This window comes from Alkaliphilus sp. B6464 (assembly GCF_018141165.1).
GTDB lineage: Bacteria > Bacillota > Clostridia > Peptostreptococcales > Natronincolaceae > Alkaliphilus_B.
Genome location: NZ_CP058558.1, coordinates 222,673 through 235,437 on the forward strand (window position 1 = coordinate 222,673; position 12,765 = coordinate 235,437).

General features: G+C 29.0%; 16 protein-coding genes. 1 reads left to right on the forward strand and 15 read right to left on the reverse strand.

The features are described from left to right. Positions 1-23 precede the first annotated feature (23 nt). The 3 genes from HYG84_RS19020 to HYG84_RS19030 form a co-directional block, all read right to left on the reverse strand. A complete protein-coding gene (locus HYG84_RS19020; protein WP_212382401.1) occupies positions 24-1,253 on the reverse strand; it encodes an S-layer homology domain-containing protein in 1,230 nt (409 codons plus the stop codon). Positions 1,254-1,682: 429 nt separating this feature from the next. Then, on the reverse strand, positions 1,683-2,060 hold the full coding sequence (locus HYG84_RS19025; RefSeq protein ID WP_212382403.1) for a type II toxin-antitoxin system death-on-curing family toxin: 378 nt from the start codon (positions 2,058-2,060) through the stop codon (positions 1,683-1,685). After that, the gene (locus tag HYG84_RS19030) at positions 2,060-2,248 is read right to left on the reverse strand and encodes a hypothetical protein (RefSeq protein WP_212383358.1); all 189 of its coding nucleotides are present in this window, start codon (positions 2,246-2,248) and stop codon (positions 2,060-2,062) included. Before HYG84_RS19030 ends, HYG84_RS19025 begins: the two co-directional genes overlap by 1 nt. 263 nt (positions 2,249-2,511) lie before the next feature. Between HYG84_RS19030 and HYG84_RS19035 the strand changes: the two genes are divergently transcribed. Beyond that, positions 2,512-3,666, forward strand: coding sequence for a DUF4317 family protein (locus HYG84_RS19035; RefSeq protein ID WP_212382405.1), 1,155 nt, complete (start codon positions 2,512-2,514; stop codon positions 3,664-3,666). A gap of 62 nt (positions 3,667-3,728) precedes the next feature. Here HYG84_RS19035 and HYG84_RS19040 read toward each other — a convergent pair whose 3' ends face one another. The 12 genes from HYG84_RS19040 to HYG84_RS19095 form a co-directional block, all read right to left on the reverse strand. After that, positions 3,729-4,145 carry a hypothetical protein gene (locus HYG84_RS19040; protein ID WP_212382407.1) on the reverse strand — a complete coding sequence of 139 codons (417 nt, stop codon included), beginning with the start codon at positions 4,143-4,145 and terminating at the stop codon, positions 3,729-3,731. 149 nt (positions 4,146-4,294) lie between these two features. Next, on the reverse strand, positions 4,295-5,176 hold the full coding sequence (locus HYG84_RS19045) for an SAF domain-containing protein (RefSeq protein WP_212382409.1): 882 nt from the start codon (positions 5,174-5,176) through the stop codon (positions 4,295-4,297). An 18-nt stretch (positions 5,177-5,194) separates the two neighbouring features. Then, the gene (locus HYG84_RS19050) at positions 5,195-5,866 is read right to left on the reverse strand and encodes a hypothetical protein (protein ID WP_212382411.1); all 672 of its coding nucleotides are present in this window, start codon (positions 5,864-5,866) and stop codon (positions 5,195-5,197) included. Continuing rightward, the gene (locus tag HYG84_RS19055; protein WP_212382413.1) at positions 5,859-6,335 is read right to left on the reverse strand and encodes a hypothetical protein; all 477 of its coding nucleotides are present in this window, start codon (positions 6,333-6,335) and stop codon (positions 5,859-5,861) included. Before HYG84_RS19055 ends, HYG84_RS19050 begins: the two co-directional genes overlap by 8 nt. 13 nt (positions 6,336-6,348) lie before the next feature. After that, positions 6,349-6,555: a hypothetical protein gene (locus HYG84_RS19060; RefSeq protein ID WP_212382416.1), complete on the reverse strand. Its 207-nt coding sequence runs from the start codon at positions 6,553-6,555 to the stop codon at positions 6,349-6,351. Positions 6,556-6,628: 73 nt separating this feature from the next. Continuing rightward, the gene (locus HYG84_RS19065; protein WP_212382418.1) at positions 6,629-6,868 is read right to left on the reverse strand and encodes a hypothetical protein; all 240 of its coding nucleotides are present in this window, start codon (positions 6,866-6,868) and stop codon (positions 6,629-6,631) included. Positions 6,869-7,255: 387 nt separating this feature from the next. Beyond that, positions 7,256-8,191 (reverse strand): hypothetical protein, encoded by a 936-nt coding sequence (locus HYG84_RS19070; RefSeq protein ID WP_212382420.1) that lies wholly within the window; start codon positions 8,189-8,191, stop codon positions 7,256-7,258. 14 nt (positions 8,192-8,205) lie between these two features. Next, positions 8,206-9,213, reverse strand: a complete 1,008-nt coding sequence (locus tag HYG84_RS19075; RefSeq protein ID WP_212382422.1) for a hypothetical protein — start codon at positions 9,211-9,213, stop codon at positions 8,206-8,208. An 11-nt stretch (positions 9,214-9,224) separates the two neighbouring features. Then, the gene (locus tag HYG84_RS19080) at positions 9,225-10,547 is read right to left on the reverse strand and encodes an ATPase, T2SS/T4P/T4SS family (protein WP_212382424.1); all 1,323 of its coding nucleotides are present in this window, start codon (positions 10,545-10,547) and stop codon (positions 9,225-9,227) included. A 15-nt stretch (positions 10,548-10,562) separates the two neighbouring features. Then, on the reverse strand, positions 10,563-11,315 hold the full coding sequence (locus HYG84_RS19085; protein WP_212382426.1) for an AAA family ATPase: 753 nt from the start codon (positions 11,313-11,315) through the stop codon (positions 10,563-10,565). A 200-nt stretch (positions 11,316-11,515) separates the two neighbouring features. Further along, complete coding sequence (locus HYG84_RS19090) at positions 11,516-11,827, reverse strand: single-stranded DNA-binding protein (RefSeq protein WP_212382428.1); 312 nt, start codon at positions 11,825-11,827, stop codon at positions 11,516-11,518. 211 nt (positions 11,828-12,038) lie between these two features. Next, positions 12,039-12,650, reverse strand: a complete 612-nt coding sequence (locus HYG84_RS19095) for a DUF4046 domain-containing protein (RefSeq protein WP_212382430.1) — start codon at positions 12,648-12,650, stop codon at positions 12,039-12,041. Between the last annotated feature and the right edge of the window lie 115 nt (positions 12,651-12,765).

Genomic DNA, 12,765 nt, shown 5'->3' on the forward strand with positions numbered 1-12,765 from the left:
GAAGTTCTACATCTTTTAAATTATTATTTTAAAGTTCCAATTTGAATACTTACACTTCCATTAGTATTTTCAGCAATAAAGTATTTCCTTCCTTCTAAAGTTCCTTCGTACTTCCAAACCTTATTGTCTGAAAAAACATTTTGAGAACCATATAATCCTATCATTTTATCATAAAGTTCTTGATATTTTGTTGGGAAGAAAGATTTAAGAGTTTCTTTTAAAACTTCTTTATTTTCAGTACTTGCTTGTTTGTACTCTATGTAGTAAGGATACTCTTTAGAAGCACCATCCCCATTGTACCTAAAAGCAAAAGTCATTTCAATAGCCCAATAGGCAGAGTCTTGTTTAGGTTGTAAAAAAACCGTAACAGCCTCTTGATTATTCACAATTTTAGCATATTGGCTTGATTTATTTTCAAGAATATCTAAAGTTTGATAGTAAGGTTTAATTACTTCTTTCTCTACAACATTCAAAACTTTCCCATCGTTAGTCGTAAGTTCTTTTCCATCTTTATCAACAAATTTATCTGTAGGATAAGTAGTCGTAGTTTTTTGTTCAAGTTTTGGAATAATTCTAAAGTTTTTATCCAAATATCTGTGAATCATGGCACTTGCCTCTGCTCTAGTAGCAGTATTTTGCGTTTTAAAAGTTTTATCTGGATAACCACTTATGATCCCACTTGTATAGGCTTTAAGAGCAAATGATTTAAGTGTTGATGGAATAGAGTTAAAGTCTGAAATCTGATTTTTATATGGCTCTAATTCTTCATCACTTAATCCCTTTTCCTGCATTTCCATTGCTCTAACAGTCATCCTAGAAATTTCGCCTCTAGTAATATTTCTGTCATAGTCAGCAGCAGTAAATTCACCTTGCAAAACAAGACCTAGTTCTTGAGCCTTTTCAATATACCCCATATACCATAACTCACCTTTAGAAGCAGCCCTTACCTCTTGGGTTTTACTACTTACAACTACCTTTACAAACTCGCCAACAGTAATTGTACTATTAGGTTTAAATGTACCATCTGGATAGCCAGAAATTAAGCCCTGTTCGGTTAATGTGTTTACATTATTAAAAAACCAGTCCGTTGATTTTACATCTTTGAAAGAATTAGGTTTTTCAGAAGTCTCTTTTACTGTAAGTACTTTTACTGCATCAGTATTAGCATTTACATTAAGAGCAGTACCTCCTATTAAACCGCCTATCATAATAGTAAATCCAACTGTAATTGCAATAAATTTTTTCTTATTCATAAGCCATTCCTCCTATTGTTATATTCCTTCATAATTTTATCAATGCTCTTATTGATTTCAAGTAATTATATGTATCGTTGACTGGCAATTCAAGTATAACTTAAATCATTTTAACACATTTTGCTAAATAAAAGTATACTTTTAATCTTTTACATTGTATACATTCTGCCTATATCCTAGAGTAAAGAGTGATTCTTCTTTGAAAAATTAAGAAATAAATCTTTCAAGAGAACAGATTACATATGATACGGCATGAAATATTTACAAATTATATAATAGAAATACTGAATAGCAAATTTGGAAGGTTCGATTTAAATACGACAAGAGCATTTTATAAAGGTTCTGAAATCATAGGTTTTGCTTAATACGGAAAAACTCCTTGGAAAGACCGAATTAACATTTCTTTTTGTGTTTTCTAAATCTTAGTATTTAACCCACTCGTTCATTAATCCAATTTAATATATCTTTTTCATTCATAGAGCCTTCTGCTGCCCCAATTCCTAAATCAATTAATTCTTGTTGAGAGTAATATATCGTTATGTTATTTATTTTAAGTAACATAATCATTGCTGCCACACCAATTCTTTTATTTCCATCAATGAATCCAAGATTACTAATTAGACTATGTGCTATAACAGAAATTTTTTCAACAACACTCGGATACAAATCTACTCCATCATAAGTTGCAAAAGCCCTGTCTAAAGCACTTTCAATAAGTCCTCTATCTCTTATACCAGTGCTTCCACCTGTTTCTTTAATAATCTTTTCATGAAATAATATTATATTTTGTATATTTAAAACTCTCATTATTTCGCCAACTCCTCAAGAGCCTCTTTATTTTCATTAATAACACAATTCATAAGGCTTTCAAGTTCTTTCTGTTCTTTTAATTTTATGAATTCAACAAAATTGATGACTTCTCTCTTTCTTTCTTCACTTAATTGTTCAAATTCTTTAATCAATTTCTCTGCTAAAGTCATAGTATTACACTTCATTTACGATTATTTTATAAAGCCCTATCTTTTGCTTATCTAGTAATATTATACCAAAAATTGAATTGTTTTTTGCCTTTTTTAAGTAGATTTCTTTTTTAATATAACGCATATAATTAAGTTCAATTTTAAAATATAGATACTTTTGTTTAATAATTTATTTGAATGGTCAGATTATATTTTTTATCTAGTAAGTAAAAAACATAAAAGCGTGTGTTATGTTAAAAAAAGTAATCAAGAGATGAAATTCTAAGGAGGAATTTGGAATGAATAAAAATGAACTGGCATACTTAAAAAAACAATTTAAACTTGATGGAACATTAGTGAGAATTAACCAAATCTATTCTGTATACATCAACGGTGATAATAGGGAGATACTTGGAAATATGTCACGTAGATTTGATGCACTAGAAGAAGAACTTGGAGAAATGCTTATTAAGAATTTTAAAAAAGCATTAACAGGACAATTCGATGTAAAACTCTTCGAGCAATCATTTAATGAAGAAAACAAGGACGATAAAGATGGCAGTTATACTATTCTAAATGATATAAGAAATACTAATACAAAAGATGATTTTGTTAAAGAATCAGATAAGTTAATTAAAAAAATAATTAAAAATTATCCATACGATAAGAGTATAGTTATTAATTGTATACAGTTCACATTCTTTAGAGAGAATGGCTCTTATGAAATGATTTTATGCACTGTAAATAAAGCCGAAAAAGGTAAATCTGAAATGATTTATGAACATGAGAATAAAGGATTTGACATTAAGAGTCAACTAGATCCGATTGTAAACCTTAAATCTCCAATGGATGCATTTATGTATCCAGTATGGGAAAATGAAAGTATAAATAAGGATAAGGTTTTTTATTACTCCTCTAAATCACATAAAGTTAATGCTACCTTTGTATATAATATATTAAATTGTGAAATTAAATTATCTGCAAAACAGGAAAAAGAATACTTTCATAATATACTCAACTTAACTATGGGTGGAAAAATCAAACCTAATGTACTTCTTGAATTATATGAGGAAATTGCATATAGATTTATAGATGAGGAAGATGATGAATATAGAAGAATTAGCAAAGGCATACTGAATAATATTCTTACTTCTCTTGGAGCAGATATACAAAAGGATATTGAAGAATCTTTTGTAGAAACTTTAGGTGATCCAAATTATGAATTTAAAATTGATAATATTCTTCCTGATACGAGCAAAAAATCTATTAATATTGGAAATAGTGACACCGAAATCAAAATTACTCCTAAGAGCCTTAGTAATTTAAGACAAGTTCAAAATCACAACGGAGAAATGTTTCTAGTTGTTAGATTAAACGAAAATCTGCAAACTGAAGGATTCAACTTTAATGTAGATTCAATGGATGAATTCAATAAACTTATTGGTCAAGAATAATTTTTAACAAAACTCCAGTCACAATGGCTGGAGTTTCTTATTGATTTAATATAAATATTTCTCTAAATCAGAAAATCTAATAATTGATCAATTTGGTCCTTAATTTTTAGATATTCTTTATATTCGATTGACAGTAGAGCATAGCCCTCTGAATCTAAATAAGCATAAGCGAAAACTGAGTGAATAGTAATACCAAAAATATCAGCCAGTATATGTTGAAACGTTTCATAATCTTCTTGAGTATTGTATATTGCACCTATTTTTTCCAATGTTTCTTCATCAATAGCATTATCATCAAATGTTACATATAAGCCATCTGTTTCTTCATCTATACCAATAGTAAATTGTTTCCCATATGTCAACTTAACCTCTGTTTCTCTCTCAATAATCAATTGAAACGTCTGTCCAATGTTATCAATCGCAACTTTAAAGTCTACATGTGTAGGATCTAATTTTAATGCCTTTAAAATATTATTCATTATTAAATACCTCCTATATCTTTAGTGGTTAAATATTATAAAAACACATATATTAGTTTCAAGTAAAAGCAAAAGAGACCCTTGAATTATCAAGAGTCCCCTTTAAAAAGATATATATATAAACAGCAACTCTGCTGATTGCCAACTTATTAATTACCACCAGTTATATCTTCAATAATTTCATAGTTTCCTACTTCTCCTTTTTTGTTTTTATCAATAACAATATCTTCTTTATTCATTTCGTCCTCTGTCATTGATATAACTTCAAGGATTAAATCATTCATAGACATCTTCTTTCTTGTAATGTCATTTTCTTTATCAAGATCGGCATCTACAGGCACTTTAACTAGAGTAATTGAACCCATACCTTTCCACTTTATAAATTCTTGAATTTGTTCTTGAGTAAGTGCAACTTCAATGGTGGTTGAAGGAGCCTCTGAACCATTTCTAATTTCCTGTGAATTTTGGTCAAGTGCTTTTAGAATAGGTACATTTGCTAATACCTTATCTACAACAACAACTTTGTCTTTATTGATCTTGTCTGCTAATGTATATCTAATCCAAAAATCAACCCTATCACCTGATTTAACTTGCCCCGCAAGGTTATTAATACCTTGTGCTGTATAAGTCATTCTTCTTAAATTTGTATTCTCAAAGATTTCCTCATTTTTATCAGCACCTATACCTCTTATCCTTGCCTTCACAATTCTTTCTCCCTTATAAATATTTTCATCTGCTTCTTTACCTTTTAAAACATCTATAAGTTGTGCTGCTTTTTTTCCATCTAAATTAGGAATCATCACTTCCTCTTTAGTAACATACGATGGATTAAATTCATCTACTGGAATGGATCTGTATTCATACATTTCAGGTTTTATAATACTCCCCGCTTTAATTTCTTGCAGTGCATAAGCAATCTCAATGGTTTCCTCTGGTTTTGACATATTATTAACTCCATATATCAAACCACTGATAATCATTACTGTTATAACTAAAGCAGCAAGAGAAGCCACTACTAAACGTTTATTCATAGGTACACCCCCTCTAAATCACTGTTTACTTCTAAAAATTGTAATATCTGTATCTAAATGAATTGGAACTTTTGTTGTACCTTTAAAACTGTAAATTTTAGTTCCATTATATACAGTCGCCTCGATATAAACATGAACACCTGTATATGGATTATTTTTTATATCATTATTTGGATGGGATTTATCTTGATCCCAAATATCAACAGCATTATGAACAAAGAACTCTTTAAGTTCAATTTGTTTAATATAATTTTTTTCATCATTGATAGGAACAAAAGTATTCACGCCTACTTCTTTAAGTTTAAGATTCTCCTTTAAATATTCTTTAAACCTAGCCAAAGCCTTATCTTTTTCAAGATATACTGCTTTATACCTTTGTCCTTCTGGAAAATACTCTGCCGACAAGAGATTTAAAATATTATTTCTATGATCGGAAGGTATAGTTGACGGATTTGTAATATATGATGTTAATTGATCAGGCCTGTAATTAAGCATTGTATTCTTATCACCTTGTTCTACAACATCGTATAAGGCTAAATTTGCAGATAATGCTGCATTATGAATATTTCTTCTCTTAATATCTAAAGTCTTAGTTTCAGTAAAAACAAATAGAGATAATATGGCTGTCATAAACATAAGTATAAAAAGTAATATAATACCGATTCCACCTTTTCTGTTTATTTTAACCATCTGAAGTCCTCCTGTTTTTAGAGATTGTTTTCAACTTAACAGCCATAATTTCTTTCCCTCTGTTTTCCTTGACAGGTACAATTCCTTTATTTAAATCCACTCTTTGAGGATAGAAGTGATACTCTGCCAGAATTTCTATATCTTCACCAAAATCAGTCTTAACTTTTGTTGGCATGGTTTCTACATCATACTTTGTCCCATTTATTGTGATGTATATCTTTATGTATTCACCATTTTTCTTTACTAATCTGTCCGTAAGACTTTGCTTTACATCAATCATATAATTTTTTGGAATTTCGTCCTTGGTTTCACTAATTAGCAGCATATCTCTAGTATACTGATTAAGCAAATTATATCTTTCAAGGTCAAGATTGATGAAAAAATAGTGGTAAAAAATTGTGGCTAAAATAGTAACCCCTAGAATAGTTGCAAATACAGTTCCTATACCACCTTTTTTATTGTATTTCATTCTATCAACTCCTTTATGGGGTTGTGATATTAACTATTTGATTACCTAAGTTTTGAGAAGCCTTTGCATTGTCTTTCTGTAATGCTCTAAAAGAAGGCACTGCTAAAAGCACAATTACAACCATTATAATTGTAAAAGTAACACCCGATAATCCATCCCCTTTTCTATTTAAAAGTTTTTTCATGGCAATCACCCCTTTACTAAATGGATTATTTATCATTTGTTAAATGCCTCCACACAAAATAGAGGCATTTAGCAAATTTTTACTAGATTGAACAACTTTATAACTATTATTAGTCAGCGAAACCGTTAGTCCAATCTCTTGAATTAAGATTATAGCCTGAACCAACAGAATCTTCTATACCTTCATCTGTGAAATTCTTAGTTGTAGATGCTAAACCTTTAATAGAAGTAGTGTTATCGGATTGCATACCTCTGAAGGCAGGTACAGTTAAAAGAATAAGAATTATAAAAATGATCGAAATTACAATTGTTGAAAGGCCGTCACCTTTTCTGTTCATTAGTTTTTTCATGAGACATCAACTCCCTTTTTTATACTTTTTAGTTTGTATTTTATAATTTATGACTTGCATGTATGTCAAGTATTTTTTTCAGCAAACCATAAATTATGTAATAGGAGTCTATCTACACAATTTTGGATCATAATTCCATACTTTAAACAAAATAATTACAATCCCCATATATGAAAATGTATATCACCGGTGAGCAATAATTTTTCTTTTATTTTTTATATTGACTACCCCGTTTATTCCATATGCATCTCTTTAACAGTACTTCTTATATATATTTAGAAAGAAGGTTTCCTTAAAGGATATATCTCCTACGGAATATCCTTCTTCCAAATTTTCATTTATATTTTATCTATACATTTAAGAAATTCAAATAATAAGACATGTTTTTTACATTTTGAAGATGTCGGAAACACCAGAACTCGCAAGATTCAATAGGGGCAATATTACTATTATAAATATATTTACTACCATAAGCCCCATAGCGATACCTAAGTATAAATCAAACATTTCTGTTTCTTTTCTCAATTCATTGATAACCTTTTTTTCTATCATCTCTTTTTCGTTAGTAAGAACATCATCATAAATACCACTGTAATAACATTGCCTCATTTTTATTTCAAGTTCTTCTGACTCTGGAAAACCAAGCCTATCAATGAATTCTTTCACAGTACCCTCAAAATCTTTAGACAGAGAATAAGAAACATTAAACCTTACAACTTCTTCTTGTAAATCTCCCTTTAAAAGTTTCGGGATAGTATCTAATATATCTTCAAATACAAGCCCTGCTTTTGTATAATTATCAAAACTTGATAAAAATAAAGGAAGTTCATCCTTTATACTCCTAACTCTCTTTTTCTTTCCCAATTCTAGTAAAAAGTCCGTTAGCAAGAATCCTAACATTGTTGTCATTATAGTAACAAGAATAGAATAATTCAAATTATTAACATTAAAAAGTTGTATCCCCAAAATAAAACCTGCAAGAGTAAACAATCCCCGATAGAATACATACAATTCAACAGTTTTAATCCCAAGCACATATCCACTATGAATAAATTTCATATTCAAACTTTCATTATTAAAAGAATCTATTATTTTATTTATAAAGAAATATCTATTCTTTCTTTTTCTACTAATTGTAATGTTCTTCTTTCTTAACTTGTTTTCAATCATTACCTGATTAATTAAATTAAATAAAAAGAAAAACACTGTGATAGATAAAATAGCACTACAGATTACAAGCAACGTTTTAAATTCCACACTAAAATAGTGAAAATTAATTACTTTTGAGGTGTCTTGAAAAAGTGACAATATTTTATTTCCCATAGCATTACACCCCCTTATTTATTGTTTGTCCCTATTTTAGTTGCTTTAAATGCGATAAATAAACTTAATAGGGTATTTATTAATGCAATTAGCATATACTTATCGAATGAAGAAGATTTAAGTTCCACAATTACCTCTGGCATAATTCTGCTTATTATATATACAATCACTAAATTTGATATTACTGCCAAATATACTCCTATAACATTAGATAAATTTTCTTTCTTTCTTCTATCTTCCTCAATCTCTCTTGCTAGATACTCTTTTTGTAAACTACCTAGTGTAACAATTACATTTCCACCTTTAAAAAGATGAACTTCTAAACAGTCTACAAGTCTAGTAAAGCGATAGTCGAGAATTTTTCCTCTTAGATTATCAAAACATTTCTCAATTTTTAATCCAGAATCATATTCATCTATGAATTCTTCCAGATATATTTTCATAGGCTCTTTAACCTTTTGTGATGATCGTTTAATCATTTGGTACACGTCACCATTGGTTAATTTTGCATTGTTTGTCATAATGGGTATAAGACTTAGGATTTGACCTTTCAATTCTCTTGCTTTAAATGAAGCAATAACTTCTAGTATTACATATGGTAAAAAGCCTATCCCAATCCCTGCTGCAAATGAAGTTACGTAACTATTGGTTAAATCTATGAATAAATAAAATCCAAAGAAAAACGATAGGATAGTTAGTAATAGAAATATCCAAAAGTTAAATTTTAAATAATATTTTACTTGTGATCTTGCTAAGAGCAAATCTATATGTTCATAAAATGTTCTCGTTGTATCATTTTTTTTAATACTTTTCATGGCATCTTCATGAATTGAATCATTCATTCTATGAATCTTGGCAACAATCCCTTTACTATCTTTTAGCCTGTAAATAATAAAAATTGAGCATATTATCATAATGAAAATTGATACGGCCAAGACACCATAGACTGTTTTCATAAATAACGGATTATCTAATGGAAGATTAGATATAATTCTATGATAAAAACTAGCAAAATTAATCATTTTTATCCCCCCTACTTCATCATTTCTTCAGGGACCTGCGAAACTAAACCTGTTCTCCTGATACGGTCTTTCATTTTAAATGAATAAGAATTTAATTTATTTTCAAAATGCCCAAACAAGTTGTTTGCATCCTCACCCTCAATTACAAATTTATGAATTGGATGATAAACTAATTTTTCTTTTTCATAATCGTAATAAATCTCAACCATTTCAACTACTTTTCTTTTTTCCATATACACAATCATATCAATTGTTCTGCCAATGTATTCTTCTATTTCTTTTCTTTCAGTTCCCAACTTACCACTTGCTTTAATTTGAAAAATTAATTGATTTACAACATCCTGTGCAGAGTTAGCGTGTATAGACGATGCTCCACAGTTGAATCCTGTATTGAATATGTCTAATAGTTCTACTGCTTCAGGTCCACGAACCTCTCCCACTACTGGATGTTGTGCATTTGTTCTTCTAAAGTTTCTTACTAAATCTGCAAGTGTAATATTAAGTCCTTCTTCTGTAGTAGATTTAGTAGTTCTTTGATATATGGTATTAGGATTAGTCGTTTTAAGTTCAGGAGTATCTTCCATAATTACCGTCCTTTTAAGGATGTAATTTAGATAACTATTTAGGAAAGTTGTCTTGCCTGATTCTAATTGTCCTCCAAATATAACTCTTGAACCTACTAAAGACATGAGATGAAAAGTATCATACATTTCTTTTGAAATATTTCCTTGCTCAAGAATGTGTTCCATAGGGAAATGTTTACGCCCTTTTCTTATTACTAATGAAGGTGAATACGTGTTTACTGGAGAAATAGTTATGTTAATACGAACTCCATAATTATTATCAGTACCATCTACTTGTGGGGAAGAATCATTTAACTTTTCTCCACAAAATGCTGACACTTTGTAGAGAAACTGTTTATAAGCATTTCTATCTCTAAATTTATCATCAACACGAATATCCGTTTGATTCTTTCTTATATAAATAACATCAAAATCATTTACCATAATGTCGTTTACTTCTGGATCATCAATATATTTTTGAAGTATTGAATAACCAAATACCTCGTCTACTACTCTTTTAATGATATCTTCTCTCGAAATGCCCTCCATTAAAATATTTTCTTCATCTATAATATCTATAATTTTAGATCTAAGAACTTCTTTTTTAATATGGCTATCCTTGATTTGCTTAATAATATCAGAGTGCTTTGAAACCACATTGCCAGTTATTTTTTCAATAAGTTCATTTAATTGATCTACTGTTAATTTCCTAGTTTCTTCTCTCATCAAATTTACATTGTAAGAAGCCTTTAAAAAATTGATTGTACCCATGTTAACCCCTCCCTCCTATATGCTAATGTCATTGATAAGTCTTTCTACTTCTTCAATAGATTTTCTCAAATCTCTAACCTTATCTTTCAATACAAAAGGCTCACTCTTGTTTATAGAATCTTTTATCTTTTTGTTTTCTTGAATAAAATAAATATCATCTTTCCCGAATATATGTCTGATTTCTCTTTTGGTAATAAGAGATGCATCAAACTGATTAATCAAGATCTCTAGTTTAGATTCAGAAATATTTAATTTTGCTTTAAGAACCTTCTCTATATATGTGTCAATGTTTCTTAGCGATGTATATTGAGGCTCCCCAACTATAATTACCTTGTCCGCATTTGTTAAAGATACAAACGTTGCATCTACATTCAATGAACTATTTATATCTATGTAGATATAGTCAAACCCCATTTGCTTTAAATATTCAATAATTAACACAAAATGTTTTACCTCGAATTTATCAAAATAGTTAATATCATAAAGACCGGTTAAAATTCTTAAATTTTTATTTTTACCGTAAACAAACATGTAATTATCAATATTCTCAAAGGTAATATCATTTCTTAAAAAATAGTCAAGCATGTTTTTTAAGTCCTTACTAGTAAGCCCCAAATGCAAGTCAATATCAGGATTAAACAAGTTTAAATCTAATAATGCTACTTTTTTATCAGGAAACATTTCTGCTGTTTTTAAGGCCATATTAGTTGACATTGTGGTTTTTCCTACCCCTCCGTCTACTGACCAGAAAGCAATTACTTTTGACATATATATCACCACCTCTTTTTATTTTGTTTCATAAATTTTTCATGGCAAAATTTTAGTGTATTTTAATTAATAAAATATAACTTCTCAAGTTTTAACCTCGTTTTTTTATGGAAAATAAAAAAAATAAGAGGAATACTTAGATAAGTAAACCTCTTTTTATACTTTTATTTTTAATTATGCTTATTATAATAATTTGTTGATTACTCAAGATCTTCTGATTTCATAGATTTATGACCTAATCTTACATTGATACCTTCTACATCAGAGAAGAATTTATCATCAGTTTTTCTTGAAGTCATCTTTGCATCTACTTCGATTTGCTGTCCTACACTAGCATTTTCTACTACATAGTCAGCAAGTTTTCCCCTTGTCTTTACAGGCACTAAGTCTGTATCATGTTTTCTTCTCTTAGTATTATATTCTCCAATGGCTACCATATTAAAGATTACAATACCCTCCGCTACCTGCTTTGGTTCTGTTGCAATTGATCCTGATAACATAACTTTATTCATTAAACATCATCCTTTCTATGCTTTTTATGCTTTTATTTTTTATTTTAGTCGAATAGCATTATATCCATCTTCAAAGCAAAGTCAAATTTAAAATAAATATTATTTTATTTTTTTCTTTATTAAATTTTTAAAATTTAATAAGACAACTTGACTCCTGATTCTTTTTAAAATTATATTGATCACATACCAAAAATCAATTAATGAGATGGATTTATTTAAAGTTTTTGCTATCGTATTCACCCGGAAAAACAGATGTAATTAAATCAAACATTGATAGATAAAGAACATTGAGTACAATTTTTAATTTATATTCTTTTAGTATTTCAGGAGTAAGTTTTTTAGGAATATCTTCCTTTGAGAATCCTAGTACATCAAAACATAAATATTCAACACAATGTTTTACTCGTTCTTCTCCCTTTTTACCTTGAATAAAATAATTCTTTGGAAAATTTTTAACCCTTTCATCCAATACTTTTCTATACATTCTTACGGTTAAATCTTTTGGGGTAGGCTCGGGTATTTCCCCTTTGTAAGCGAAATAAATAAGGTGACTGACATCATTTTTATCTAATTCGACTGGTTTTTCCACATATTTAAGTAGACAATCTAATTTATATTTTTTTAATAATTTCAAATCTAACTGGTCTAGTGCATCCTCTGGAGTAAGTCCTAATCTTTCCTCAACTAGATGTTTGATTAATTGCACTACTCTTTTTTTTCTGTATCTCTGTTCAAAAAAGTATGGACTAAAAGTTTTAATTTCTCCACTTAACACTTTCTCATAAGTATCAATAGTAAAGTTAAATGGCTGCTGTATTGTCATATGCATTTCCCCCCTTTTTTCATTTGGTATGTAAGGTATTTTTAAAATACATGCTTAATAATCCAAATTTAAAAGGCGTATAAGGAAATGAAAAAAGAATAGAACTATGATTTAT